The sequence below is a fragment of the Brucella pituitosa genome, from assembly GCF_003049685.1.
In the GTDB taxonomy this organism is placed as follows: domain Bacteria; phylum Pseudomonadota; class Alphaproteobacteria; order Rhizobiales; family Rhizobiaceae; genus Brucella; species Brucella pituitosa.
This window is the reverse complement of record NZ_PYSY02000001.1, coordinates 602,376-628,690: the sequence shown is the minus strand read 5'-3', so window position 1 is coordinate 628,690 and position 26,315 is coordinate 602,376. Positions and strand designations below refer to the sequence as shown.

Here is a 26,315-nt window from a genome sequence, read left to right as displayed (position 1 = left end):
CCCGGAACACTTTTCCGGGCATTTCTCTTTGTATTTCCAAGATTGATTTCTACATTTGAATGAAGAAGCTTTTTCAACTGGAGTTTGATTTGCCCGGAATATTGACCCGTTTCATTCCGCGTCGTTTTCGCAAAAAAGAAATTGAGATCCCCGTTGTGCGCCTGCATGGCGCCATCATGACTGGCGGCTCGTCTTTCCGGCCGGCACTCTCGCTTGCCACCGCAGCAGGCGTTCTGGAAAAGGCGTTCACCGACAAGGAAACACCGGCGGTTGCGATTTCTGTCAACTCACCCGGAGGCTCTCCGGTTCAGTCGCGTCTGATTTATCGACGCATCCGCGATTTAGCCGATGAACATCAGAAACGTGTCTTCATTTTCGTCGAGGATGCCGCCGCATCAGGCGGTTATATGATCGCGCTTGCAGGCGACGAAATCATTGCAGACCCCTCTTCGATTGTCGGCTCCATCGGCGTTGTTTCGGCATCCTTCGGCTTCCCGGAACTGCTCAAAAAGATCGGTGTTGAGCGTCGCGTTTATACCGCCGGACAGAATAAAGCCGTGCTCGACCCATTTCAGCCGGAGAAAAAGGCAGATATTGATCGCTTGAAAAAGCTTCAGCTTGAAATCCATGAGACTTTTATTGACATGGTCAAGGAACGTCGCGGGAGCAAGCTCGCAGATGACCCCGATCTTTTCACCGGTATGTTCTGGACCGGCATAAAGGCCAGGGAAATTGGTCTTATTGACGGGATTGGTGATATGCGCAGCTTTTTGCGCAAAACCTATGGGGACAAGGTGAAGCTCAAACTCATAGAGCCAAAGCGCGGGTTGCTTGGACGCAAGGCACCGGGCGTCGAGATGAGCCTCGGTCTGGGACTTGACCCGACCAGCATTGCCGCCAGTCTTGGTGAGGGTTTACTGTCGGTTGCCGAAGAAAAAGCGCTCTGGGCACGATATGGGCTTTGAATTCCATCGTTTCACCATGATATGATGCATAATTGGGTGGATCAGTGTTATGCTATTCGCCAAGACTTTTCCCTGCGTGGTCCCGAGATGGCAATTTCGGGATCTTGTGCAAGCCTGAGGACTAGAGGCCATGCCCCAGCTTATTTTTCTGCTGTTGATCATCGCTGCCGCCTGGTACGGCTACCGTTCCTTCAAACGCGAAGCGGTACGCGTTACCCAGCGCGTGCGCCGGGCAGAAAAAGAAGCGCAGAACCGCGCTCATGGCACGCTCGTTCAGGATCCTAAGACCGGCGAATATTACGTCAAAAAAGATTAGAGCCGTTCCAGTTAAGACTGAATCATTGGAACCGCTCTATCTATTTGTTTTGGCGCATTATCCATCGCAAAACCGCTACGCACTTTTGCTGGAAATGCTTTAATCCTGCTTTTTCTGAATGCATCGTTTTACTGAGGCCGCCGCTCTGGTTCGTCATCCTGTTCATCGTGTGGCACCGGCCAAGATTAATCTCGCGCTGCATGTAACAGGGCGCCGAGATGACGGTTATCATCTGCTCGACATGCTGGTGGTGTTCGCCGATTATGGCGACCGCATAAGCGTTGAAGAAGCGCATCATGACAGTTTCAGCATCGATGGGCGCTTTGCTCAGGGCATACCGCTTGATAGCGGCAATCTGGCCATCAGGGCCCGCGATGTTTTAAAGCAATATGCAGGTCGCGATCTCACGCCCGTTGCAATTCATCTTGAAAAGAACCTGCCAGTAGCTTCTGGCATCGGCGGCGGCTCAAGCGACGCAGCAGCAACACTTCTTGCGCTCAATGAAATCTGGCAGCTTGGTCTCGACTTAGACACACTGACGGAACTTGGCCTCAAGCTCGGTGCTGACCTTCCTATGTGTTTGCATGGCGCGGCTGTTGGCACTCCACTCGTTGCGCGCGGCATTGGTGAACACCTGACTACGGTCGCGCAAATACCCCCTCTTCCCTTGCTGCTTGTTAATGATGGCACGGCCGTTGCCACGCCCGATGTCTTCAGGGCATTGACAAAGCGCGACAACCCTTCCCTCCCGTCGCCTTCAGAAAGCGGCATAGAAACAATCTGCGCCTATCTCGGCTCAACCCGCAACGATCTCCTGCCAGCAGCCCTGACGCTTGCTCCACAAATCGAGAATAAGCTCGATCTATTGCGTATGCAGGGCGCACTTTTTGCGCAGATGTCGGGCTCGGGTGCGACGTGCTTTGCCATCTTCAAAGACCGGCAAAGTGCAGACGATGCGGCTTCCAAAATTCAGGCGCAAAAGCCTGACTGGTTTGTGGTTTCCACCCAAACAACGGCATCGTAATTCCAGCGTCAGATAGCCATTTTTCGGCCTCATACTGTTCACATATACTTGAATAAATCGTGTCATATTGGGCATTAAGCCCGCTTCAAGGCTTTATTGTTCACACTTTGCGATACATTCTGTGAACCATATGCTGTCTAGGCGCTGCCGATGGAAAGGCCTATCTCTTGCTCATCGAAACGACGAACACACCGTCGCTTCACACAAACCAAGGAGATAGAAAATGAAAAAGTTTGCTCTTGCTGCCGTAGCCGTTGCCCTTAGCGCCGGTGCAGCACTCGCTGAAAATCCACATGTTGGTGAACCTGCCGATCTTTATGCAAATGATCGCACGCCAGTTGCAACCCAGCAGGTTGATAACACTGCAACCGCTTCCATCGGCCAGTCGTCGTTCCAGGATGGTTCGGCTCATCGCTTCGGTGATGCATCGCCTTCGAGCTTCCAGAACTAATATCGGCGGAAGCAGGTCCAATACAAAAAGGCGAAGTCTCTTCAGGCTCCGCCTTTTGTTGTTTGTGGGGGTATAATGATTTGCGGCAACCGAACAGGCTTCAACTGGCGCGGTAAGCCTTCCAGCTCAAGCCCATTCGATGGCAACGAGCCAAGCGCTTCAAGCCTCACGAGCAAACCAGAGTCCAAAGATGGCTTGCGTGCAAAGAGTTTGCCCAGCAATCCCAAACGCGCCTCTTGCTGCAAAGTAAACCTGGCCGGACCCCAACTTTCTCCCATGTGGCGACGCACAGCTTCTTCCCAGCCGTCTGCCAATATTGCCCCGGGTTGCAAAATCAACAGCCACTCCGTTCGTAACGCATCAAGCGCCTCGGTCAGCTCATCCTCGTTATAAAGAGCACAGCCTGCTCCTTCTGCCACCAGCCTTGTCTCATCGGTCGAGCCTTGATCGACCACAACAACGCGACGCAAAAGCCCTTCGACCACTGCTGGCACCAATGCCGACAACGTGTTCGCCAAAAGCTTTTCAGAATTTAGAGTGACGATAAGAACGGAAAGCATGATCCATTCTATATCAAGACCTCGTGATCGAAAAGCTGTCTTCCTGTATGTTCTTGCTTTGTTCCTTTCTTTGCGATAGGAATAGATTCATCAACAAGAGAGTCGGTTATGGAAATCATCCAGCAGGCAGATAAAGCAGCATTCGGAACAGGGCGCGCGGAACACGCCAATGCGCTCGTGAGCGAGGCAGGCCTGCGCATTGACCATTCACGTCGTCGCGGGCGCGGCGCTGGCATCAATCCCACAGGGCGATTTGAACCCACCACACGACATGAATTTGACGATGGATGGGAGACGCTTGAAGACCTTCCACCCTTCAAGACAGATGTTCAGGTTGAAAAGCCGCGTACCATCATCACACGCAATGATTCACCTGACATCAGCTTTGATCGGTCCATCAATCCCTATCGCGGTTGTGAGCATGGCTGCATCTATTGCTTTGCGCGGCCAACGCATAGCTATATGGGGCTCTCGGCGGGCCTTGATTTCGAAGCCCGGCTATTCGCCAAGCCCGATGCGCCACGCTTGCTTGAACGGGAACTGGCAAAGCCCGGTTATCAGCCAAAGACCATAGCCATTGGCACCAATACCGACCCTTATCAGCCTATAGAGAGAAAATGGCGCGTCATGCGCGAGGTTCTCGAAGTACTGGAAGCTGCCAACCATCCGGTAGGCATCGTGACCAAGTCGGCACTGGTGGTGCGCGATATAGATATATTGAGCCGCATGGCAGAAAAGGGCCTTGCAAAGGTCGCGCTTTCAGTCACCACGCTTGACGCCAATCTTGCCCGCACGATGGAGCCACGCGCATCGACGCCGACCCTGCGCTTGCAGGCTATTCGTAAGCTCACTGATGCTGGCATTCCGACCAATGTGATGATGGGGCCGATCATTCCCGGCATCAACGATCATGAAATTGAGCGCATTCTGGATGCCGCCTATGCGCAAGGCGCACGCGAAGCAGGCTACGTCCTCTTGCGTCTGCCGTTGGAAGTAGCGCCTTTGTTCAAAGACTGGCTCTTGCGCAACTACCCCGATCGTTATCGCCATGTCATGTCGCTTGTGCGTTCCATGCGTGATGGCAAGGATTATGATGCCGAATGGGGCAAGCGCATGCGTGGAACTGGGCCTTATGCCTGGCAGATCGGTCGCCGCTTTGAGATTGCCGCACGCAAGCTCGGCTTCAATTCCAGACGGCTTCATCTTCGGACAGATCTGTTTGAGCCGGTCGAAAAGGGTGGCAAGCAGCTTTCGCTTTTTTAAGTTTGCGCGCTCACCGTCTCGAACGCGAGCAGTTTGCATGAGTTACGCGTTGCGTATTCAATCCCCGTCTGATGTCCATTTCAGACGGAAGGTCCCTGCTTTTACGCCACCTTCCTCGGCAGGGACCTTGCGGAGAACCAGAAGCAATGCGAGCATTGCCGCCAAATGAAACGCTTGTCTTCTGATTCTCCGCTCCTTTTTGACATCCCGCTCGCACCGGACTTCTCGGAAGAGAAGAAACATCTGGCGCGCGGACTTCTTCATATTGCAGGCATCGACGAAGCAGGTCGTGGGCCTTTGGCCGGTCCTGTGGTGGCGGCGGCTGTGGTGCTTGATCCCAATGATTTGCCTGAAGGACTGGATGACTCCAAGCGGCTTAAGGCTGCCAAACGCGACGCCCTCTACGAAATCATTCTTGCCAAGGCATTGACCGTCTCAGTCGCGAGCTTAAGTGCGCGCAGCATTGACGCCAGCGACATTCGCAAGGCCGCGCTTGAGGCCATGCGTCGCTCATTTATGGGGCTTACCCTCAAACCTTGCCATGCGTTAATCGATGGACGCGATGTACCGCCCGGCTTGACCTGCCCCGGCTCTGCTTTGGTGAAAGGCGATCAGCGCTCAATTTCCATCGCTGCCGCCTCCATCGTGGCTAAGGTCACGCGTGATCGCATGATGGTCCGGGCAGGCAATGCCCATCCTCCCTACGGACTGGAAGTTCATGCGGGTTATGGAACCGTCAAGCATCGTACTGCCATTGAGACAGACGGCCCTGTACCCGGCATTCATCGCTACACATTCGCACCGATCAAAGGGCGCTTTTCCTGCTAACACTTCGGTCTGAACCGAAGCATGTGCGTGCAGCGGACTGCTAGAGAGCAGTACAACCGCTTAAACATGCAGGAAAAGATGAGCCACAAAACCAATATCGTCGTCGAACTAGGATTGCTGTTGTTACTGGCCGCTCTTTGGGGCGCATCCTACAGCTTGATTAAAGTCGGCGTGGCTACGATCCCACCTATTACCCTCATCGCAGCCAGAACCTTGATCGCAGGATTGATATTAATTGTCATAATCAGGCTGCGCGGTCTGAGGCTGCCAACCGACGCGCTGACCTGGAAACGCTTTCTGTTTCAGGCCTGCCTGAACAGCGTCGTACCATTCACCGCGATTGCATGGGCGGAACAGACGACGGAAGCAGGCCTTGCTGCAATCCTCAACTCAACAACACCGATCTTTACATTTCTCATCACGCTTCTGATCACACGCCACGAAGCTGTAACCAGCCGCAGACTATTCGGCGTTGCAGCAGGCCTTGCGGGCACCTGCCTCATTATCGGTGTGCAGGCGCTTACCGGGTTGGGCAATGAATTATGGGCGCAGCTGGCAATTATCGCTGCCACCATCTGCTACGCAGGCGCCGCAATCTTTGGCCGGAATTTCAAAAGCCTTGATCCGATGCTGCCAGCCGCAGGCTCTCTCATCAGTGGCGCGATTATTCTGATCCCATTGAGCCTCATCATCGACCAACCATGGACTCTGACACCCAGCGCTAACTCAGTATTCGCATTGCTCGGCCTTGCGGTGTTTTCAACGGCGGCTGCTTTCACAATCTATTTTCGGCTCATCCACACATTGGGGTCTGTTGGCACCACAGCGCAAGCCTACCTCCGCGTTCCCATTGGTGTCGGTATCGGTGCGATCTTTCTCGGAGAGAGGCCGACATCAACTGCGTGGCTGGGTCTGGCTTTCGTCATCATAGGTGTCATCGCGATGACGCTGCCACCGAAACAGGAACCCTGAAATTTGGTAGGCTCCCCAAATACCATAAACAAAAAACGCCGCCCTTTTGAGGCGGCGTTTTCAAAATTCAATGACTACTGCAGTTAGTTCAGATTGGTCTTAACCTGACCGAGCGCATCCTTGAACAGGGTGCCTGCAACCTTGGCGTCAACCTTGTCAGCAACGATCTTGCCAGCAGCGGCGACAGCCAGATCAACAGCCGAAGCACGGACTGCATTGATTGCATCGGTTTCAGCGGTTGCAATCTTCTGCTCAGCAAGCTTGTTGCGACGAACAACATATTCTTCGGTCGCACGCTTGGCATCTTCAAGAAGAGCCTTTGCTTCGCGCTCTGCCGCAGCGACAATGTCGCCAGCTTCTTTTTCCGCTTCCTTGCGCTTGCGATGATATTCAGCAAGAAGCTGCTGGGCTTCTTCGCGCAGGGTGCGGGCTTCTTCGAGTTCCTTCTTGATGTTTTCGGCGCGCTCATCGAGCGAGCGACCGATCATGCCCGGAACCTTCAGGTAAACAATCAGTGCAATGAAGAGAAGAAGAGCAATAAATGCCCAAAATGTTGAATCCATTTTCGTCTCCTCAGGCGTTTGCGGTTTTGACTGCTGCGGTCACGTCAGCCTTATCGGCCTTGGTTCCCAGAAGCTGTTCAACAATCGCAGACGTGGTTTCTTCGGCGATAGTGCCGACATCGCTCATGGCCTTGGCCTTGATTGCGGCGATACGTTCTTCCGCTTCAGCAAGCTTGCTCTCGAGAGCAGCTTCCGCAGTGGCACGTTCGGCCTCCGCTTCGCCCTTGCCTTTTTCGTGAGCAGCTTCAGCAATCGAAGCAGCCTTGGTGCGCGCAGCAGTCAGTTCCTGCTCGTAAGCAGCAATGGCGTTGTCCGCATCTTGCTTAAGGCGGGCAGCCTGCTCGAGATCCTGTGCGATACGGTCACGACGGTTTTCGATCACGCCGCCGATACGCGGAAGAACCACGCGCGACAGGAACAGATAGAAAAGACCGAAAGTGATCGCCAGCCACAGAAGCTGCGATGCGTAATGGGTGGAATCAAACGGCGGGAATACGCCGCTGCCGTGTCCGGCATCGTGCGCGACCCCGGTTTCGGTGTGCACAGCATCGGCTGCGCCGTGCTCACCAGCAGCTGGTGCCGGTTGCGATTCGGTGGCGGTTTGGGCAAACGCCGTGGACACGAACATCCAGATTTCCCCTTCAATCCAGCATGCTCTTTTCCGGAAAGAAGTCCCGGATTTATAGAAACATGCTCACTTAGACGTCATATGCAAAGGCCAGCCGCGCTGCATTTCAAGATACAGATCGCGGCAGGCCAGTTTCTTGCGACTGTTTATTAAACAGCGAAGAGGAGCAGAAGCGCGATGAGCAGCGAGAAGATGCCCAGAGCTTCCGTCACAGCGAAACCGAATACCAGACGGCCGAACTGGCTGTCAGCAGCGGATGGGTTACGCAGAGCGCCCGAGAGATAGCTACCGAAAATGTTGCCGAGGCCGAGAGCCGTACCGGCCATACCGAAACAGGCGAGACCGGCGCCGATGTACTTTGCTGCTTCCGCTTCCATGTTAAAGCTCCTTCTGGATTGCAAATTAGTGCGGATTTCTGTTCTGGCGGAAACCCGCCGGCTAGAACCTCAAAGCGCATCACTTTAATTGTATCGATGCGAAGCGCTTTAAATGTTTTCATAACGCATGTTGTTGTCGGAAAACCGGTAAACCACTTTTCCGCAACATGCTTTAGTGACCCGGATGTACTGCGTCGTTGATGTACATGCAGGTAAGGACGGTGAAGACGTAGGCCTGGAGGAATGCAACCAGGAACTCAAGCGCGGTGATCGCGACCGTCATGATAAGAGGCAGGATCGCTCCACCAACACCAAGTGCACCAAGTGAGCTCAGCGAGACAACGAAGCCTGCGAAAACCTTGAGCGTGATGTGGCCTGCCAGCATGTTCGCGAAAAGACGAACAGAAAGGCTGATAGGTCGCGAGAGGAACGAAATGATTTCAATGGCAACAACCAGTGGGATGATGATGCCCGGAACACCGCTTGGCACGAACAGCTTGAGGAAGCCAATGCCATGTTTGTAGAAACCGTAGATAATTACAGTGCCGATGACGAGCAGCGACAGTGCAAATGTAACGATGATCTGGCTGGTAATCGTATAGAAATACGGGAACAAACCGATAAAGTTTGCGACCAGAATGAACATGAACAGCGAGAAAACGAAGGGGAAGAACTTCATGCCCTTCGACCCGGCCGAATCTCTCAGGCTCGACGCTACAAATTCATAGGCCATTTCCGAAACCGACTGAAGGCGGCTCGGGATCAGTCCACGGCTCGACGACGTGAAGTAAAGAAAGCCTGACGCAAGCACCACCGTTGCGACCATAAAGGCCGAAACATTGGTGAACGACAGGTCCAAACCACCGACGTCGATCGGAATCAACCGGGAAACCTGGAACTGATGGATCGGATCGTTGGCCAACTTAACCTCGTCTGTCGTTCCTGCCCTAAGGCGTTTCAGTCTCGGGCAAACCGCCCGCTTGTCTTAAGTGTCTATACGCGAACATTTTCGTGATGTCCGCGAAGACTTATTCCTTATCGCTCTTTTCCACGCTAGACTTATTATTGCCTTGATCGGCAACATAACCTGCGGAACGGAGCACGTTGAGGGTGCCAGCGCCAAAGCCCAGAAGGAGAAATACTATCAACCCCCATGGCGACGTGCCTGCGTAGCGATCAAGAGCCCAACCAATTACTGCGCCAACCACGATACCAGCAATAAACTCGCTGGAGAGTTTCATGGCCTGCGCGACGGAACTGGATGTTTCCGAACGCTCATTCTCAGAAGCCGGTGGTTTAAGCACCCCCTTTTTGGCCAGTTCGGCCTCAAGGCGGTTCAAACGCTGATCCAGCCCCCCGGAAACAGTTTTGCGGTCCACATCCCTGCCTACACCGGATGACTTTCCGGGCTCAGTGCCGCTCGTCATTGGCAGCTCCTTTTGCAAGAAATGCGGGCCTTAAAAGCCCATTTCCAAGTTGCGCGCAACATATTGACACACCGCGCGCTAGTCAAGGCGGTCAAGCAGTTGCTTCAAAAGGTTTTTTCTCTAGTAAATGCAATGATTTAGCCGATGGTGCGACTCATTTTCCGCCCAAAGTCGGAGTTCATGCAGCAATTCGGCTTCAAAATTGGAATCGAATTAGGCGAAGCTCCGCACATGGATTCATCAATGTGCACCCGTTTCAAGCGACGTTCGAGACAAATAAATGTGTCCGAAAGTGATTTCGTAGCAAGCCACTTGAACAGACGCCTGTTATTAGCTCCAGCCGCCGCCATAAGTGCGATAGAACACATGAAGGCCGATCTTGGTCATCTTCTTCATGGTGGGTGCCCAGAACGGGCTGACATAGGTCGCGTGATAATGGGTGGAGGAACCAACCTCCGGCAGCCAGATCTGACCGGCGGTGACTGTTTTGGCGACCTGCTGCGCCATGCGCCATTGCGGCATCTCGGTTACGCGATGCTTTTGCCCATCGCAGGCAAATGAAAACTGGCATGCATTGAGCCAGTTGCGATTCTGATAGACCACATCGCAAATGGTTCCCGGATAAGACGGGTTGCGAACGCGATTGAGTACGACCTGCGCTACGGCTACCTGTCCTTTGACGGTTTCGCCACGCGCTTCATAGTAGACTGCCTCTGCGAGACACTTCTGCTCTTTCGATCCAAAGGATTCTGCAGGCAAAGGCGTAGCCGCCCATGCGTGGTCCTGTTCACTGATCGGCGGCACAAAACGACCGCTATCTGCTTCCGGCGTCAGAATACTTTCAAAGGGCGAAGTTTTGCCGTAGTCGGGCTTAGAAGGCGCATAGCCCAACGCGAGAACGTCGGGCTCATTATTGTTGATCAGCTTTGCCAGCTGCACGGGCATATCCTGCTTGGGTTTGGGTGGTTTGACCGCGTGGAACGCCATCGCGATCTCAACCTCCTTCCCTTCAATGCTGGACTTTGAGAAGGCCATGCGCGCATCGATTTTTTCGCGCGGCGCTGTGATCATGCTTATTTTCTCAAACATGCTGCCCGCGTTGAAAGCCCGCGCCGGAGCCTTAGGCTTAACAGAAACGATGCGACCGGTCTTGTCCGAACGATTGATGCGGTTTTCATCCGGGTTGGGATCATCGATACCAAGCTTAGCAGTCTTCTGCCCACCGGAAAGTGCAACGCGGCCAATGCCCGGCACCTGAATACCTGTTGCAGCAATACTGCCTGTGACCGTCGTTGCATCGACAAAAGGCATTTCTGCCTGATGCAGCGAACCAACCGGAGCCTTGGCGACAAAAGCTGTCCAGCGATGCCCTGCCACGTCTGCAGTCGGTACAAGGCTTGCCATATCCTGAAAGGCAATTGCATTGGAGTTGAACAGGTAGGCGATCGCAGCCAGCAAAAGCGGCACCAGACGATGCGGCTTGCGCACGACATGACGTGGCTTGGCGCGAACAGCGTAATAGCGACCATCCTCGGGACAATAGCCCGTTACCGGATAATGCCATACCGGCTCGGCAGCGGCCTTTGACCGGCCAAACAGCGCTCGCATGGAACCAAAACGCACCGCAAACTCCACTCGCAACGATTACTTAACTATAGCGAATAATGGAGTATTAACCTTGATGGATGGTTAACGGTATTTTGTTTACCCTTTGAAAAGATTGATTAATTTTGAATTAACACCGTTCCCGGAGGTTTGTTTTTATTTGCTTTTTTAGCTATCCCAATAGCAAATGCGTTCAGGCAAGAGCGTGCTGGATTTATCTGGAATGCAAAAGGAATTTAAAATGGTCGGCAAAAAGACATTGAGTACACTGGTGGCGGCACTGATTGCCCTCCCCTTTCTGGCTTCAAATCTTAATGCTGAAACCTTTGATCGTGTGGTGATCCTTGCCAATACACCCAAAATCACCCGTTGGGCCGTCATTCATCAGGAACCCGATCCGGCTCACAACGATCCCTATTATCATTTGGAGGCGTTCGAGCATAAGAAAGGTGCGCAGCCTTGGGTGTTCAAGCGACTTGCACATCATATGGTGATCACCAGCGAAGCGCTCGAGAAGAGCCGCAACAAGAAACGCGCTGGCACATATGCCTATAAGGATGTCGAGTTCTGGATCACATACAAAATGTGGCGTGACAATCCGGAAATCCGTGCGCAAACGCCCATTTGTGAAACGAGCATCAAAGACTGCCTTGAACGCGCCACAGACCAAAAATAAGCGACCAATATGATCAGGAAAATTCTTTTCGTCGTCGTTCTCATCGCTGTCGGCTTGTTCGGCTACACCAAGGTCATGGCGCGCATCGGTTCAGGCGAGCCGCCACAATCTCTCCCTGCGGAACAACAGGCAGACGCCATAAAGGTTTATAAAGGCGAGCGTCGGATGACGTTGCTGCGCGATGGCGCCGTGATCGGCACATATCGGATTGCACTCGGCGGCAATGGCGATGGGGGACATAAGAGCCGCGAGGGCGCCCAGAAAACACCTGAGGGCGCTTACATCATTGATTGGCGCAATCCGCGCTCAATGGCGCATCTGAGCCTGCATGTTTCCTATCCAAATACTGCAGACCAGAGTGCAGCCGATGCGGCAGGCTATGCACCCGGCGGCAATATCATGATCCACGGCCTGCCTAATGGCTGGGGATGGCTTGCTTCTGTGCACCATCTCTGGGACTGGACGGACGGCTGCATCGGCGTGACCAACACGGAGATGCGCGAAATCTGGTCGAAGGTGCCAAATGGCACCCCCATCGTCATCGAGCCCTAATTCAGCTTCACTGCCCAGCGCTCGATATCGGCACTTTGACCGATCAGGGCCAGACCATTGGCAATCGAATCAAACTGGTTCGAGCTTGTGACCATTGCATCCGGGAAACGCTTTTCAAAAGCCTCGCGGATGGCAGGCACGAAGGATGTGCCGCCCGTCAGGAAGACACGATCGATACCCGCAAAAGTAAGCCCCGCATTCTCCACAGCCTGCTCAACTGATTGTTCGATATTCGCCACGTCATCGGCAATCCAGTTGTCAAAATCGTTGCGGGTGATATCGGACCTGATCTCGAAATCATCAGCTTTGAAATGAAGCTCAGATATTCTTTCCGATGACAAGCGTACTTTGAGGTTTGAGACGGCGCGATAAATCTCATAACCGTAGTCGTTCTCGATCAGGTTGATGAAATGCTCGAGCGGTTCGGGATCGACGGCATTCTTCGCAAGATCGGTCAGTGCGCGAATGGTGGCTGGCGAGTTCATCAGGAACAGCGTATTCCACCGTGCGAAGTTCGCATAATAATGACGCGGTATCGGCAGGCGTTTGCCGAAAGATTTATATTCGCCATTTTTACCCAGAAGCGGGGAAACCGCATTGTCGATAATGCGATAATCGAATGTGTCGCCTGCAATGCCGAGACCGGTCTGGCTCAATGGCGTGAAACTTAGGCCCTGCGCACCCACTTCAAATCGCACGATAGAAAAGTCGCTCGTACCGCCGCCAAAGTCGGCCACAAGAACAGTCGATTCGGCCTTCAGCTCCTGTGCGTAGAAATATGCAGCCGCCACAGGCTCATACACATAATGAATATCGGTAAATCCAAAAGCGCGAAATGCTTTTTCATAGCGCTGCATGGCCAGCTCTTCATCAGGCGACGCTCCGGCAAAAATGACCGGACGACCGATGACAACACGATTGCCCTTAGGAGGCAAACGATCCCCAAGGCGCGCTGCAACTGACTCCAGAAAAGTCTCGAGAATGTCCTCAAACTTGAAGCGCTTGCCGTAAACCGGCGTGTCGGTAAAAGATTTTTGGGCCGCAAACGTCTTGAAGGATTGCAACATACGGGTTGAGTGCGGCGCGTTGACGAACGCGTCCATGGCCCATGGACCACTTTCCGACGTGCGCTCGCCGGTTTCGCGATCCTGCCAGAAACAGAGAATCGAGCGATAGCCGGTCACATCAACGCCATCTTTCGGCACGCTCAGCACTGCCGTCGAACCATCGGGTGAAGCCAACGACAGGACAGTGTTGGTTGTGCCGAAGTCGATGCCCAAGGTCACGCCATTAAATTGGCCCTTGCTCTGGCCTTGCTCAGCCTTCGTCATGATCTGCCTCTGAAGTTGCGGAAATTGCCGGGGGAATTTTGAGAGGCGGGCCATTTACCAGCCGAAGTGGCTTAGCTCAACCCGCAAAAGGGAAAATAAGCACGATATATTGCCCGATAATATATCAGAGAACGCTTATTTTCTTATTTCCGCGAAGCCCTAGTTTCTGGTTATTGAAACCACGAGTCGACCAGCAAAAGGGAACAATCTCATGAGCACAAAGCCAATTATCGTACTCGCACATGGTTTTTGGGGAGGAGCGGCCCATTGGAGCAAAGTCATCCTCGCGCTTTCTAGAATGGGATACGACAAGATAAGAGCTGTCGAAATGCCACTAACCTCGCTCGCGGACGACGCTGAACGTTTGCGCAAGATGACAGCGCAGCAGGAAGGTCCAGTGCTTCTGGTCGGCCATTCCTATGGCGGTGCAGTCATCACGCAGGCAGGCGATCTGCCGAATGTGGTGGGGTTGGTTTACATTGCTGCCTTTGCACCGGATGCGGGCGAAAGCCCCGGCGGCATCAGTCAGGAACATCCACCTGCAGCATTCCCTAATCTCGCACCCGACAGCGATGGATATCTCTGGATCAAATACGATAAGTTTCACGAGAGCTTCTGCCAGGATCTGAGTGCCGACGAAGCTCTGGTGATGGCAATCACGCAGAAAGCTCCAATCGCCAATACATTCGGCGACACGATCACCGCACCTGCGTGGAAGAAAAAGCCGACCTGGTATCAGATATCGAGCCAGGACCACATGATCGCGCCCGAAAACCAGAAGCGAATGGCCGAACGCATGAATCCGCGCAAGACCATCACATTGGATGCAAGTCATGCCTCGCTTGCCTCAAGACCCGACGAGGTTGCCGGACTGATCGCCGAAGCCGCAAACAGCGTCTCGTGAGAATCGAAAAGCAGAAAGCCCGGATTGCTCCGGGCTTTTCTCTATCTCTTTTTCTTCGCACGACCTGCGAACGGATTGTCCGAGGTGCGCAATGAAAGCCTTATCGGCACGCCCGGCATTTCGAATGTCTCACGCAGGCCGTTGATAAGATAACGCACATAGGATTGCGGCATCGCATCAGGACGCGAGCAGGAGACAACAAAGCCCGGCGGGCGGGTTTTGATCTGCGTCATGTACTTGACCTTGAGACGACGTCCGGAAACAGCCGGTGGCGGCTGATGCGCAATAACGCCTTCAAGCCAGCGGTTCAGGCGGCCTGTCGAGATACGACGGTTCCAGATTTCATGCGTCTTAACGACGTTTTCCATGAGCTTATCCAACCCCTGGCCACGCTCGCCTGAAATCGGCACAGCGCGAAGGCCCCGCACCTGTGGCAGAAGCCGTGCGGTCTTCTCGTAGAGATCTTCAAGAACCAACTGGCGATCTTCGATCAGATCCCATTTGTTAAACGCGATAACCGGCGCACGGCCTTCGCGAATGATCAGATCGGCAATCTGCAAATCCTGTTTTTCAAACGGGATCGTTGCATCAAGCACGATGATAACAACCTCAGCAAAGCGAATCGCACGCAGGCCATCGGCAACGGAAAGCTTTTCGAGCTTTTCCTGCACCCGCGATTTGCGGCGCAGACCGGCCGTATCAAAAAGCTTGATGTTACGTCCGCGCCATTCCCAGTCAACGGAAATCGAGTCGCGCGTGATACCGGCTTCAGGGCCCGTCAGCAAACGGTCTTCACCGAGCATCGTGTTGATCATTGTGGACTTGCCTGCATTCGGACGTCCAACAATGGCTATGCGCAGTGGCTTGGTTGTATCGTATTCCGGAATGATTTCTTCATCCGGGTCTTCGATATCATCGCCGATCAGCTCACCGACTGCCTTCGGTGTGAAGACTTCATCGGCTGCTTCTTCTTCACGCTCATCTGCAAAGACACGTTCTTCGCCCAAAAGCTCGACAATCGCATCACGCAGGTCAGGCATGCCCTGACCATGCTCAGCAGAGATCGGGCAAGGCTCACCCAAACCAAGCTGGAAAGCATCATAAAGGCCCGATTGCGCACCGCGTGCTTCTGATTTGTTTGCGACCAGAACAACCGGACGGTTTGAACGGCGAACAAGTTCGGCAAAGGTTGCATCGGTCGGCGTAATGCCAGCCTTGGCATCGATCACAAACAGGATCGCATCCGCTTCCTGAATGGCAGCCTCAGTCTGCGCGCGCATGCGCGCTTCCAGACTGTCATTGGCAGCTTCTTCAAGACCAGCCGTGTCGATAACCTGAAACTTCAGATCGTAGAGCTTGGCATCATGGATGCGCCGGTCGCGCGTAACGCCCGGCAAGTCATCGACCAGCGCCAGCTTGCGGCCGACGAGGCGATTAAACAGTGTGGACTTGCCGACATTGGGACGCCCGACGATGGCGAGAGTGAAACCCATAGGTTCGTATTACTCCGAAGATAAGCGCGGCTTAAAGCGTTTCGCGCTTATATTAGTGTTGCTAAACGCTTTAAGCATTTACTTCTTTGCTTGTCGTTATCGGAAAACCGGTACCCACTTTTCCGCGACAAGCTTTAGCCTTGTTGAGCTTCCGGCATCTTGATGCCAGCGCCGCGCATGAGATCTAGCATTGTGTTGGCGCGTTGGCGGATATTCGCCGGCGCCAGATTGTCATTAGCAATCTGCTGATAGAGCTTGGCAGCATCGTCGAAACGCTCTGCCTTCCAAGCAGCAAGGCCCAGCGCTTCGCGAGCGCTGGAACGCATTGGATTGCCATCTGCCGAAAGGGTTTCAACGCGCTTTGCGACATCATCATAAGAACCAGAATCAACAAGCAGATAAGCCGCACGCAGGCGAGCGACATCACGCATTGGAGCAGGTACAGCATTGTCGGCAGAAACAGCATCAAAGGCTGCAACGGCTGCTGCCACATCGCCCTTTTCTGCCTGAACGGAGGCCACACGCAGACGTGCCAAAACCGGATAAGAGCCGTAACCGGTCTTTTCCAGATCATCGAGCGCAGCAATAGCTTCATCGTTCTTGCCGGAAGAAGCCAGATCGAGTGCTGCCAGGAACCTGTCACCGGAAGCGGAGGCTTTGCTGTCAGTCCAATGCTGATAGCCAACCCAGGCGGCCGTACCGATAACGACCGCAACCGCACCGCCGATCAAGATGGGGCCGAAGTTTTTCCAAACCTGCTTTGCCCGTTCCGAACGGAGTTCCTCGTTTACCTCGCGAATGAAACTGTCGTCTGCCATGGACCTGCCATCTTTAGTAGAGTGCAACGGATTTGAAGCCGCGCTCTAAAACCCGTTGATCTTAATTTATCTATTCTGGCGCTTTTAGTCGGAATTCACGCCATATGTAAGACCTGTCGGCGAAATAAGCTGTAAGTGCAAGAAACAATGTACATCTATGTCGGAGCTTCGCCATATTTTGTGACTAACAAGCAACTTTTCCAGTCAGATTGCGTTCATTCCCCCATGCGCCTCATCACTCCCGCCGTCATCATCGCCTCCTCACTCGCTGCAAGCCCCGTCCTCGCCCAGACGACGAAGCCACAATATGTGCTGATTTCGTTTGACGGCGCGCATGACAACAAGCTTTGGACGCGTTCACGGGAGCTGGCGAAAAACAACAATGCACATTTTACCTATTTTCTGTCCTGCGTCTTTCTGATGGAAAAGAAAGACCGCCGCGATTATCAGCCCCCGCGTAAGCCTGCTGGCGCATCCAATGTCGGCTTTGCACTGAGCCATGATGAAGTTGTGACCCGCCTCGACAATATCTGGAAGGCACATCTGGAAGGCAACGAGATCGCAAGCCATGGTTGCGGCCATTTTGATGGCACCAGCTGGTCAACCGCAGACTGGGACAAGGAAATCAAGGAATTCCGTCGCATCACGGCAGACGCCTATAAGAACAACAGCATCGAAGGCGAACCGGAAGGCTGGCAGGAGCTGGCCCGCAAGGGCATCAACGGTTTTCGCGCGCCTTATCTCGCGGCATCCAAGCCGGTGCAGGATGCGTTGAAAGCCAATGGCTTCCGCTATCAGGCTTCGTCCATCACACGTGGACCGGAACTGCCACAGATAAATGGCCAGTTCGCATCCTTTGGCCTGCCGCTTATTCCTGAAGGGCCATCCCAGCGCGCTATCGTCGGCATGGACTACAATCTCTATGTTCGTCACTCAAAGGGCAAGGAGCTACCTACCCAATCAGCAGAGTTTGAGGACCGCGCCTACAAGGCGTTTCGTACCGCTTTCGACAAGCAATATGACGGTGAGCGCATTCCGCTACAGCTCGGTTTTCATTTTGTGCTGATGAATGACGGTGCCTATTGGCGGGCCATGGAACGGTTGGTGTCGGAAGTCTGCAACAAACCAGATGTCAAATGCACGACCTATAATGATTATCTCAACAGCAGCACCGACGCACACTCCGATGGTCTGGGCGACAGTGCCGCTCAGAGCAGAGCACAGGCTTTATGACATGAGGCCCAGATTTTCCTGATCCAGTACAGGCGCTGGCGGTCCTTCAATAGCTGCCTCAAAGCCACGTAAACGCTTGTAGATTGAAAGCAGCTCAATAATCGTCGTCCATGAGTTGACGAGATATTGGAACGAGGTCCGCACCTGCTCGAAAACATTGGAAATCTGGCTCATCAAACCAAGCGTCAGCTTACCTGCTACGATAGAGGGAATGAGGATCAGGAGCGGAAAGATATTATCCGCCTGCAGATAGAAAATACGTGCGACGTTGAAATAGACATAGTGGAAATAGAGCCTGAAATAATTGTGGCGAACATTGGTGAAAAGCTCGCGCATGGTGACAGGCTCTGCGCGATTAGCATGGTCCTCGCCATAAACCAGTTCCTTACGGTAGGCCGCTTCCACGCGCTGATTGTTGAATTCCAGACCCGGTAGCTTGATACCAACGAGCGCCAGAAAGCCCGTCCCGAATATAGCCCAAACTATCGCAGCCCAGACCAGCGCATGTGGAATTACGCCAATTATTGGAAGTTCGCTGACCTTTTTGGAGAAGGTGAACAACACTGGCAAAAAGGCAATCAACGTCATAACCGATTTTACAAGGCTTACACCCAGCTGTTCCAGCGTGGTGGAAAAGCGCATTGTGTCTTCTTGCACGCGCTGGGCGGCACCTTCGATATGACGCAATTTCTGCCAATGCAGCATGTAATAATCGTTCATGGCCGTACGCCAGCGAAAAATATAATGACTGACGAAGAACATGCTCAAGACGCCGATGGTGATGGCCAAAAAGGCAATTCCAGCAAAGTCCAGTGCGCCCCAGTAAAAATCAACAGCGGATACAGCACCCGGCGTACTCAACCCCTTCTGCACCATGTCATAGAACGGCCCATACCAGGCGTTGATCGCGACACTGACCTGAACGCTGAAATAGGTTGTAAACAGGATGAGAGCCGAACCAAGGATCGACCAACGCTGCCATGGGTGCGACGAGAACGCACTCCAGAAAGCATAGAACGCAAACACCGCAACGGCAAAATAAATGTAGAACCACAAAAATGGTGCGGACCAGAAGACGCTAGCGCCGATGATCGGCGCAGACTCTGCCGCTGCACGTGGCAGGCCGACAAACCGTCCAAGAGTGCTCCCCCCATCATACCAGCCAATGACAGCAAGTAGTGTCCAAAGAAGAGCTGAAGAAAAGAGCAGTTTGGGACGAGGAAAGAATGATACGAACATCAGGAAAATCCAAAAATGCAATTCTGCATTTATGAAATGCCTGTCCAACGTCCTTTACCAGTTAAATTTTTGTAAGGTTTCCCGTTACTTGGCAGCCTTGCCAGCGGCAAGGCCTATGAAAGCTGTGACCAGCAACGCAAAAGCGGCGATCAGACTTGGCAGGGTAAACGAGCCGGAATATTGCGCCATGAAGCCGGCAACCAACGGCCCTGCAATCTGGCCAATACTGAAACAGACTGTCATGCGCCCAAGTGCGCGCTTTGGCGAATGGGGTGCGAGAACACGCGCAGCCTGAAGGCCAAAGGCAGTCAAAGCCATGAACGTCAAACCCAACAATGCACCGCCAATCAGTGGGCCAAAAGGTGCGGGCAGAACCACACTTGCGGCAACGCCAATCGCTTCCAATACGGCAGTCAGAGCAAAGGCAGAAAACAATCCGAATTTTCTGATAGCAGGCGACCATAGCCAGATTGAGGGTGCAGCGCACAATCCGGTTATGACCCAGACCGCCGCTTCCATCAGCGGCCCGCCCTCATTGGAACGCACGATGGCAATGATGAATGTCGCCGTAATCACATAACCAAAACCAAAAATGCCATAAGCCAGCGCAATTGCATTGAACGCGAAACTGTTTGGCAAAGCCGGTTCACGCTTGCCATTCGTGCCACCGACCGGGCCTTCCTTCACGAGATAGGCCACGAGAGCGGCCAAGATTACGCTCAGAACAGCCGCGCCCATCCAGTCTGCTTTCCAGCCAAGGCCGGACAGCCGAATGGCAGCCACCATTACTGCGGAAATTGCAATACCCGCACCCACGCCACCGAAATGCAGTGCACCGAGCCCTGCCCGCTCCGCTGCCGTGATATGGCTCAACACGATTGCGGTTGCGAGAATCATGGTGACGGCACTGATGAAACCTGCTGCAAACCGGATGATTGAGAACAGCCACACGCCATCGACCAGTGCCATGAGCGCACAAAGCACGGCACTGATGATCAGCCCCACAAGCACGCTGGCGCGTTCAATACCGGCAGACCAGCCATAGCCGCCAACAACCGCCCCAAGCAGATAACCGACATAATTGGCTGATGCGATGAAACCGGCATCTGCTGCATCAAAACCCACATCCGCCATCATACCCGGCAGAATTGGCGTATAGATGAAGCGACCAATACCCATTACCGCGATCATGGCAAGGAAGCCGCCAAAGGCATAACGGAGTGCAATCTGGTGCGGGTATGTCTGGGAGAGTGTCTTGTTCATGGCGGGGAAAATACGCTTCGCGCGAAGGCATACAATTGAATTTTTCTGATCAAACCTATCAACTCAGCTTTCAGGTAAACTCTAGTGCGCGCAAGCGGACTTTATCATTCTCGAAGGTCCGTGGTTTGGCGTTCTAACGGTCTAGAGAGGTCGCTAAATGCTGCCGAGGCCAATTGGAAAGTAGAACAAATCTCAAGAATTTCACTAGGCAAAAACTCTAGAAAATTGCCTAAAGGTATGCGCTTCTCCCGATCTTTCACTGTGAAACTCGCTGGCGGACCTCCATGAGGTTGGCCTTTAATCAAAGAACCCATGGGACTAGACATATCCATCTTGTTAGAATCCAAGCCATCATGCACGGCTATTTCAGCATCTAACCATCGGACAACCAATTCGTTACTCTCTACCAGATCCGGAGCGCCTACTACTCCAGCGCGATGCGCAAGACAGTTCCTTGCCCGATTAAAACCAATAAGCCGCGAAACCCAAGCTGCGTCGACTGAAAAATCTTTCATCAAAATATCTAGTTGATCTTCGATACCTCGCCGCTCAAATTTCTTTGCTGTGGTAGAAAAATCAGCATCGGGATTCTGTTCTAGTGCAACTGCGTATATTTCCATTAGGAAAATAGAGAAGCTTTCTATTAAATCTCGCAGCACAGAAACAGCCGCCCAGGACTGAAACTCTACATGTAACTCTAAGCTTTCAGCCTTTCTAATACCTTCAAATACGTACTCCTTCTTATCAATGTTCAATTTATGATCAGCATTTGTTGGGATTGCTTTGAGGCAAACAATATAATGAAAAGCTGCTAGCTGAATTGCTCGCTGCATTTTATTAAGTGGTGTCACCAATCTTTGATCCATCTTTACCTCTTTATCTCGGACTAAATGGCATCCCACTAATCTTAGTTCGACGGTTGTCGTCGCACCGGCACACTGTCAGGCTGGGCTGAATGCAGGAAATGCAGCAGTGTTTCATTCACCGATTGCAAACGGAAAGCCGTATCGCGCCAACTGAAATCAATGTCCTGCGGCACAGCTGTCAGGCGCACCGGCACCTCACCTTCATCCAGATTGCAATTGTGGATCACCGATTGCAACGCCTGTGCAATCCATTCTGGCGGCGACGCTTCCTTCTTGCGCAGCGCATTGCCGAGAGCTTCGCCGAACAACAGTGCCGATGCATAAAGACGAATGCCACGACGATCATAGCGGCCCGCCATTTCGCTGACCTCACGCGCGACAAGGCGCCCGCGGAGCGACCATCGCGCATTGGATCGCGCCAATGCAATGCCATCACCCAGCGCATTGACTGCTCGTTGTGCCTGCGTGAACTGGTTTATGGCGCTTTGCGCGTGAACAACGTCTTGCTTTTCAAGGGCAATTGCTGACTGTTTCAGGCCTTTCAGAATGTTATCGACCAGTCCCCGCACGGCTCTGTCAATGAGCCTCACCGGATCGGGCGTCACCAATATCTGACTGAACAAAAGCCCGACACCGGCGCCGACCAGCACATCAATGAGGCGCGTCATACCAGCAACCTGTGGCCCCATAGCCAGAACCAGAATGGCGGAAACGCCCGATTGGATGGCGATTGCGGGTGCCAAGCCGAATGTCGTTGCAAGCACCATGGCTATGCAGGTGACAACACTCATATGCAGAACCGGAATTGTTTCCGGTAAAAGTAGGGACAACTCCCCTACCACAACACCTGTTGTGACGCCGGTAATGACACCGATCGCCTGCTTGCCGTGATTGGGAAGATTGGGTGCCAAGCAGATAACCGCTGTCACCATTGCAAAGACAGGCCGTGGCTGGCCAAGCATCCACTGGCAAACCAGCCACGCGACCGCACCGGCAACAGAGGCAATCAACGCATCCCGCCAACTGACCGACCATTGCTGGAAAATTTTGTCTATCCGCTTATGCATGGTTTGGCCTGCCCACTATCGTCATGTGAAGACATATTATCTAAGGCAAACCTTGAGATGCTCAAGCTTCGAAAAACGCTTCGTATTGATCTGGCTTGAAACCGACGGTTAGCTTTCCGTCCTTATCGATTACCGGGCGTTTGACCATGGAAGGCTGTGCCAGCATCAGCTCGCGTGCCTTTGCAGCATCAACATTCTGACGTTCGTCTTCAGGCAGCTTGCGGAAAGTGGTGCCCGCACGATTGATCAGCTTTTCCCACTCAACATCTTTCAGAAACCGGTCAAGTGTCGCGGCATCGAGGCCTTCCTTCTTGTAGTCGTGGAAAGCGTATTCGATGCCATGATCTTCAAGCCAGGTGCGCGCCTTCTTCATGGTGTCACAGTTTTTGATACCGTAGATGGTCACGCTCATTTCCGACTCCTTTGATCTTGTGTCGCGATCAAAAGCTATCAACCGAAACGTTGCAACCCCTTATCGTGCGTCATGAAATATAATGCCCAGCGTATGGCGCCTGCCCGAGCGCAAGCGGCTGACTCCATGGCGCATCTTGACGCGATAATCGCCTCGTGTGCCACGCATTGGTCGATCATTGACCGCAAAAACAACCGCATCTCCCTGTTGCAGGGACACGACCTCGGCCCTGCTCTGCATACGCGGACGCTGTTCCGTCAGTACAAACTCACCGCCGGTGAAATCCTCGCCCGGCTGTGACAGCAGGACTGCCACCTGAAGCGGGAAAGCGAGATCGCCGTAAAGATCCTGATGCAGGCAATTGTAGTCACCTTCGACATATTGCAGGATCAGTGGAGTCGGGCGTGTCTGCCCTGCTGCATGGCAGATTGCGAGATATTCATCGTGGCTTGCCGGATATTCCACTCCACTTCCCAGACGTTCGCTCCAGCGATTGGCCAGGGGGCTTAGCCGCGCATATAGCGCCTTGCGGGATGTGCTGATGATCTCAGGCAGCGGATTGGCAAAATACTTGTACTCACCGCGTCCAAAACCATGCCTTGCCATTGATATTGTCGAGCGAAACGCATCAGAAGCATCATAGAGGCCGACGAGCTCGTTACATTGCTCTTCGGAAAAGAGTTGCCCTAGCGTCGCCGTTCCAAACTGGTCCAGCTCATCGGCAATTTTTTCCCACTCATAAGAGGCCAGTTTATCCTTCATGACTGGCGCTCTCTTTCGAGCAAATCACGCTTGCGTTCAACACCCCAGCGATAACCGGACAGGCCGCCATCATTGCGCACCACGCGATGGCATGGAACTGCAACAGCAATCTTGTTGGCACCACAGGCTTGTGCCACCGCACGCGTTGATTTGGGCAGACCGATCGTTTGCGCAAGATCGCTATAACTTACTGTTTTTCCAAGCGGAATATCTCGCAATGCCTGCCACACGCGCTGCTGAAAAGCTGTGCCTCTTAAATCAAGCGGCAGATCGAATCCTATGCCGGGATTTTCGACAAAGCCGATGACCTGCGCGATGTGATCCTCGAAATCGCGGTCTGCTCCCACAAGCTGCGCTTTGGGAAAACGCTTTTCCAGATCGGCAATCAGCTCCTGTGGATCGTCGCCCATCAGAATGGCACAGACCCCCTTCCCGCTTTCGGCTACCAAAACAGCACCCAGGGCGGATTGTCCAATGGCAAAGCGGATGGTTTCGTTTTCACCGCCGGACTTGTAGGCCTTCGGCTTCATGCCGAGGATCTTGTCCGAAGCCTCATAGAAACGGCTGGAAGAATTATAGCCTGCCTCGTAGATCGCGTCCGTTACGCGAATGTCATTGGCTTTGAGGGCTGCGCGCATTTTTCCTGCGCGATGTGCATCGGCATAGGCCTTCGGCGTCAGACCAGTAAAGCTTTTAAAGATGCGATGGAAATGTGCTGGGCTGGCACCGGCAACGCGTGCAATCTCCTCGAGTGCCGGAACTTCATCGGCATTTTCGATGAAGCGGCAGGCGGCGGAAACCATATCCGCGTAACGCGCAGTATTTTGTGTCTCCAGCGTTGCATCGACATGCGGCTTGCACCGCATGCAAGGGCGAAAGCCAGCGTGCTCCGCATCGTCGCAAGTAATAAAAAACTGAACATTTTCGCGTTTACCACGGCGCGATGGGCACGACGGACGGCAAAAAACGCCCGTCGTGCGTACAGCGTAAACGAATTCGCCATCTGATGCCTTGTCGCGCGCCAGCACTTTTAGCCAACGGCTTTCATCAGTGTCATTGTTGCTTGTCAGCGTGCGTGTCATCAGGTTCATGTCCGTTATCCTTCTTACTATGAAGGAAAGCTAACGCTTAACAAGACCGACAACACTCCGCTGCTTGCTTTCAAATTTTTGAAACGCTTTTTATACCAAGGCGGCTCAAGATGCTAACGCATCACGCCTTGATAAAGTTCAAGCGCCACTCGGGCTTAACCAAAGTCCAATGAGTTTCACTCAATGAACTTTGGTATTAGGCCTTGCGCGCTTCCTTGATAGCGTCGATCAGGCTCTGCTCATTCATCACGCCACCATAAAGTCTAGTGCCTATGACAAACGATGGCGTGCCGCCAAAATTAAAGGCTTCACCCTGTTCCATGTTGCGCTCAAGAATACCGTTGATCCGAGCAGCGTCGGCTTTGTAAGCAGCTTCAAGCTTTTTCGGATCAAGACCAGCTTTCTTAAGTGCTGCATCCGTCTGGTCCTTGGTCAGACGACCCGGTGTTAGCATCATGGCTTCCATCGCCTTGACATAATCACCCGACTTTTCGGCTGCCAGCACCAGTCGCGCCGGATAGGCAGAGTTGTCACCAAAGATAATCCAGTCTTTCAACACCAGCCGCACCTTGCCGTCATTTTCGACAACGCGCATCAGTTCAGCGTGGCCCTTTTTGCAGTAGGGACACTGATAGTCGAAATATTCAACGATAGTGACGTCGCCATTGGGATTACCGAGAACCGGGATTTCCTTGTCATAAAGAACATCGGCGACGGTCGGCACACGCTGAGCGAAGCTCTCGCCGCCAGAAATGGCTATTGTTGCGGCACCGGCTGCGGTTGCTGCCAGCATCTGACGACGATTGATCATTAGCTTTCTCCTTGCCCAGACTGGGACCTAGATTGAGACTTGTCCAGAACGACGACACGGCTTCCGCTGGAAACACGCTTGTGAAGGTCGAGAATGTCCTGGTTGAAAAGACGAATGCAGCCTGAAGATGCGGCTTTACCGACGGACCATGGCTCATTCGTACCGTGGATGCGATAGAGCGTATCTTTGCCGTCGCGATAGAGATAAAGGGCTCGCGCGCCGAGTGGATTGCGGATGCCGCCTTCCAGACCCTTGGCATATTTCGCATAGTGATCAGGATTGCGCTTGATCATATTCTGCGTCGGTGTCCAACGCGGCCACTGCGCTTTATAGGCAACCTTTGCTTCGCCGCTAAAAGTCAGGCCAGCGCGACCAACGCCCACGGAGTAGCGCATGGCCTTGCCGCCGGGCTGCACGAGATAAAGATAGCGTGCATAGGGATCGACAATGATGGTTCCAACCGGATGGCTGGTCTGGTAGTTCACCTGCTTGCGCAGATTACGCTCGGCGATTTTGCTCAGATCAAGTGCCGCAATCTGATTACCGCCATCATTGACCGCGCCATACATGACTTCATATTCGCTCTTTGCCGTCTGCACTTCAGGCTCTGGCAAAGGCTCAACAACAGGTGCTGCAGCCACGGGCTGGGGAGCGACAGCAACCGTCTCTGGCATCGTCACTGCGATCGGCCTATCTGACGATGTCGTCGTGCAAGCCGCAACTGCAAACGGCAGAAGGCTGATCAATATCAGTCGCGCTAAGGACGCAGTTGAGCGCCCCTTTTGATTGTGAGTGGTCAATGCCCCATACCCCAAATG

The 26,315-nt window shown here is 53.3% G+C and carries 30 protein-coding genes; 11 read left to right on the top strand and 19 right to left on the bottom strand.

The window, feature by feature from the left end:
• Positions 1-89 precede the first annotated feature (89 nt).
• From C9380_RS27340 to C9380_RS02965, 4 genes are all read left to right on the top strand, one after another.
• The gene (locus C9380_RS27340) at positions 90-965 is read left to right on the top strand and encodes a S49 family peptidase (RefSeq protein ID WP_151081256.1); all 876 of its coding nucleotides are present in this window, start codon (positions 90-92) and stop codon (positions 963-965) included.
• Positions 966-1,095: 130 nt separating this feature from the next.
• Positions 1,096-1,281, top strand: coding sequence for a membrane protein (locus C9380_RS02975; protein WP_024896122.1), 186 nt, complete (start codon positions 1,096-1,098; stop codon positions 1,279-1,281).
• 118 nt (positions 1,282-1,399) lie between these two features.
• On the top strand, positions 1,400-2,305 hold the full coding sequence (locus tag C9380_RS02970) for a 4-(cytidine 5'-diphospho)-2-C-methyl-D-erythritol kinase (RefSeq protein WP_024896121.1): 906 nt from the start codon (positions 1,400-1,402) through the stop codon (positions 2,303-2,305).
• A gap of 223 nt (positions 2,306-2,528) precedes the next feature.
• Complete coding sequence (locus C9380_RS02965; RefSeq protein WP_024896120.1) at positions 2,529-2,756, top strand: hypothetical protein; 228 nt, start codon at positions 2,529-2,531, stop codon at positions 2,754-2,756.
• Positions 2,757-2,797: 41 nt separating this feature from the next.
• On the opposite strand, the gene C9380_RS02960 is transcribed toward C9380_RS02965, so the two are convergent.
• Complete coding sequence (locus tag C9380_RS02960) at positions 2,798-3,316, bottom strand: glycosyltransferase (protein ID WP_024896119.1); 519 nt, start codon at positions 3,314-3,316, stop codon at positions 2,798-2,800.
• A gap of 108 nt (positions 3,317-3,424) precedes the next feature.
• Between C9380_RS02960 and C9380_RS02955 the strand changes: the two genes are divergently transcribed.
• The 3 genes from C9380_RS02955 (at position 3,425) to C9380_RS02945 (ending at position 6,379) form a co-directional block, all read left to right on the top strand.
• Entirely contained in the window at positions 3,425-4,579 is a 1,155-nt protein-coding gene (locus tag C9380_RS02955; protein ID WP_024896118.1) for a PA0069 family radical SAM protein, read from the top strand.
• A 165-nt stretch (positions 4,580-4,744) separates the two neighbouring features.
• Positions 4,745-5,407, top strand: a complete 663-nt coding sequence (rnhB, locus tag C9380_RS02950) for a ribonuclease HII (protein WP_036566682.1) — start codon at positions 4,745-4,747, stop codon at positions 5,405-5,407.
• Positions 5,408-5,485: 78 nt separating this feature from the next.
• Complete coding sequence (locus C9380_RS02945) at positions 5,486-6,379, top strand: DMT family transporter (protein ID WP_128092963.1); 894 nt, start codon at positions 5,486-5,488, stop codon at positions 6,377-6,379.
• 83 nt (positions 6,380-6,462) lie between these two features.
• On the opposite strand, the gene C9380_RS02940 is transcribed toward C9380_RS02945, so the two are convergent.
• From C9380_RS02940 to C9380_RS02915, 6 genes are all read right to left on the bottom strand, one after another.
• Positions 6,463-6,942, bottom strand: a complete 480-nt coding sequence (locus C9380_RS02940; protein ID WP_007873666.1) for a F0F1 ATP synthase subunit B — start codon at positions 6,940-6,942, stop codon at positions 6,463-6,465.
• Positions 6,943-6,952: 10 nt separating this feature from the next.
• Positions 6,953-7,570, bottom strand: coding sequence for a F0F1 ATP synthase subunit B (locus C9380_RS02935; protein WP_128092962.1), 618 nt, complete (start codon positions 7,568-7,570; stop codon positions 6,953-6,955).
• A gap of 149 nt (positions 7,571-7,719) precedes the next feature.
• Positions 7,720-7,947: a F0F1 ATP synthase subunit C gene (locus tag C9380_RS02930; protein ID WP_007632966.1), complete on the bottom strand. Its 228-nt coding sequence runs from the start codon at positions 7,945-7,947 to the stop codon at positions 7,720-7,722.
• 172 nt (positions 7,948-8,119) lie between these two features.
• Complete coding sequence (locus C9380_RS02925) at positions 8,120-8,869, bottom strand: F0F1 ATP synthase subunit A (RefSeq protein ID WP_024896113.1); 750 nt, start codon at positions 8,867-8,869, stop codon at positions 8,120-8,122.
• Between the two features lie 106 nt (positions 8,870-8,975).
• On the bottom strand, positions 8,976-9,374 hold the full coding sequence (locus C9380_RS02920) for an AtpZ/AtpI family protein (protein ID WP_128092961.1): 399 nt from the start codon (positions 9,372-9,374) through the stop codon (positions 8,976-8,978).
• Between the two features lie 330 nt (positions 9,375-9,704).
• On the bottom strand, positions 9,705-10,997 hold the full coding sequence (locus C9380_RS02915; RefSeq protein WP_128092960.1) for a cell wall hydrolase: 1,293 nt from the start codon (positions 10,995-10,997) through the stop codon (positions 9,705-9,707).
• A gap of 223 nt (positions 10,998-11,220) precedes the next feature.
• On the opposite strand from C9380_RS02915, the gene C9380_RS02910 reads away from it, so the two are divergent.
• On the top strand, positions 11,221-11,655 hold the full coding sequence (locus C9380_RS02910) for a DUF5086 family protein (RefSeq protein ID WP_128092959.1): 435 nt from the start codon (positions 11,221-11,223) through the stop codon (positions 11,653-11,655).
• Positions 11,656-11,664: 9 nt separating this feature from the next.
• The gene (locus tag C9380_RS02905; RefSeq protein WP_128092958.1) at positions 11,665-12,207 is read left to right on the top strand and encodes a L,D-transpeptidase family protein; all 543 of its coding nucleotides are present in this window, start codon (positions 11,665-11,667) and stop codon (positions 12,205-12,207) included.
• Here the strand turns inward: C9380_RS02905 and C9380_RS02900 are convergent.
• Positions 12,204-13,538 (bottom strand): Hsp70 family protein, encoded by a 1,335-nt coding sequence (locus C9380_RS02900; protein WP_100559642.1) that lies wholly within the window; start codon positions 13,536-13,538, stop codon positions 12,204-12,206. The two genes, C9380_RS02905 and C9380_RS02900, sit on opposite strands and share 4 nt — an antisense overlap.
• Positions 13,539-13,749: 211 nt before the next feature.
• Between C9380_RS02900 and C9380_RS02895 the strand changes: the two genes are divergently transcribed.
• The gene (locus C9380_RS02895) at positions 13,750-14,442 is read left to right on the top strand and encodes an alpha/beta hydrolase (protein WP_100559644.1); all 693 of its coding nucleotides are present in this window, start codon (positions 13,750-13,752) and stop codon (positions 14,440-14,442) included.
• A 41-nt stretch (positions 14,443-14,483) separates the two neighbouring features.
• Here the strand turns inward: C9380_RS02895 and der are convergent, their stop codons facing one another.
• Together der and C9380_RS02885 are read right to left on the bottom strand one after the other, a co-directional pair.
• On the bottom strand, positions 14,484-15,935 hold the full coding sequence (gene der, locus C9380_RS02890) for a ribosome biogenesis GTPase Der (RefSeq protein WP_100559646.1): 1,452 nt from the start codon (positions 15,933-15,935) through the stop codon (positions 14,484-14,486).
• A gap of 134 nt (positions 15,936-16,069) precedes the next feature.
• Positions 16,070-16,753: a tetratricopeptide repeat protein gene (locus C9380_RS02885; protein ID WP_128092957.1), complete on the bottom strand. Its 684-nt coding sequence runs from the start codon at positions 16,751-16,753 to the stop codon at positions 16,070-16,072.
• Positions 16,754-16,978: 225 nt separating this feature from the next.
• Between C9380_RS02885 and C9380_RS02880 the strand changes: the two genes are divergently transcribed.
• Positions 16,979-17,986, top strand: coding sequence for a polysaccharide deacetylase family protein (locus C9380_RS02880; RefSeq protein ID WP_247877558.1), 1,008 nt, complete (start codon positions 16,979-16,981; stop codon positions 17,984-17,986).
• Here the strand turns inward: C9380_RS02880 and sbmA are convergent.
• The 9 genes from sbmA to C9380_RS02835 all read right to left on the bottom strand — a co-directional run bounded on the left by sbmA (position 17,981) and on the right by C9380_RS02835 (position 26,171).
• The gene (sbmA, locus tag C9380_RS02875) at positions 17,981-19,225 is read right to left on the bottom strand and encodes a peptide antibiotic transporter SbmA (protein ID WP_128092956.1); all 1,245 of its coding nucleotides are present in this window, start codon (positions 19,223-19,225) and stop codon (positions 17,981-17,983) included. The two genes, C9380_RS02880 and sbmA, sit on opposite strands and share 6 nt — an antisense overlap.
• An 84-nt stretch (positions 19,226-19,309) precedes the next feature.
• Positions 19,310-20,488 (bottom strand): YbfB/YjiJ family MFS transporter, encoded by a 1,179-nt coding sequence (locus tag C9380_RS02870; RefSeq protein WP_128092955.1) that lies wholly within the window; start codon positions 20,486-20,488, stop codon positions 19,310-19,312.
• Between the two features lie 104 nt (positions 20,489-20,592).
• A complete protein-coding gene (locus tag C9380_RS02865) occupies positions 20,593-21,354 on the bottom strand; it encodes a hypothetical protein (protein ID WP_128092954.1) in 762 nt (253 codons plus the stop codon).
• A gap of 41 nt (positions 21,355-21,395) precedes the next feature.
• On the bottom strand, positions 21,396-22,421 hold the full coding sequence (locus C9380_RS02860) for an FUSC family protein (RefSeq protein ID WP_128092953.1): 1,026 nt from the start codon (positions 22,419-22,421) through the stop codon (positions 21,396-21,398).
• 61 nt (positions 22,422-22,482) lie between these two features.
• Positions 22,483-22,833, bottom strand: a complete 351-nt coding sequence (locus C9380_RS02855; RefSeq protein ID WP_128092952.1) for an ArsC family reductase — start codon at positions 22,831-22,833, stop codon at positions 22,483-22,485.
• Positions 22,834-22,893: 60 nt separating this feature from the next.
• A complete protein-coding gene (locus C9380_RS02850) occupies positions 22,894-23,595 on the bottom strand; it encodes a 2OG-Fe(II) oxygenase (protein ID WP_100559657.1) in 702 nt (233 codons plus the stop codon).
• The gene (gene ada, locus C9380_RS02845) at positions 23,592-24,686 is read right to left on the bottom strand and encodes a bifunctional DNA-binding transcriptional regulator/O6-methylguanine-DNA methyltransferase Ada (RefSeq protein ID WP_024896099.1); all 1,095 of its coding nucleotides are present in this window, start codon (positions 24,684-24,686) and stop codon (positions 23,592-23,594) included. The genes C9380_RS02850 and ada overlap by 4 nt, the downstream gene beginning before the upstream one ends.
• Positions 24,687-24,882: 196 nt before the next feature.
• Positions 24,883-25,497 carry a DsbA family protein gene (locus tag C9380_RS02840; protein WP_128092951.1) on the bottom strand — a complete coding sequence of 205 codons (615 nt, stop codon included), beginning with the start codon at positions 25,495-25,497 and terminating at the stop codon, positions 24,883-24,885.
• A complete protein-coding gene (locus C9380_RS02835) occupies positions 25,497-26,171 on the bottom strand; it encodes a L,D-transpeptidase (protein WP_247877559.1) in 675 nt (224 codons plus the stop codon). Before C9380_RS02835 ends, C9380_RS02840 begins: the two co-directional genes overlap by 1 nt.
• Positions 26,172-26,315: the final 144 nt, after the last annotated feature.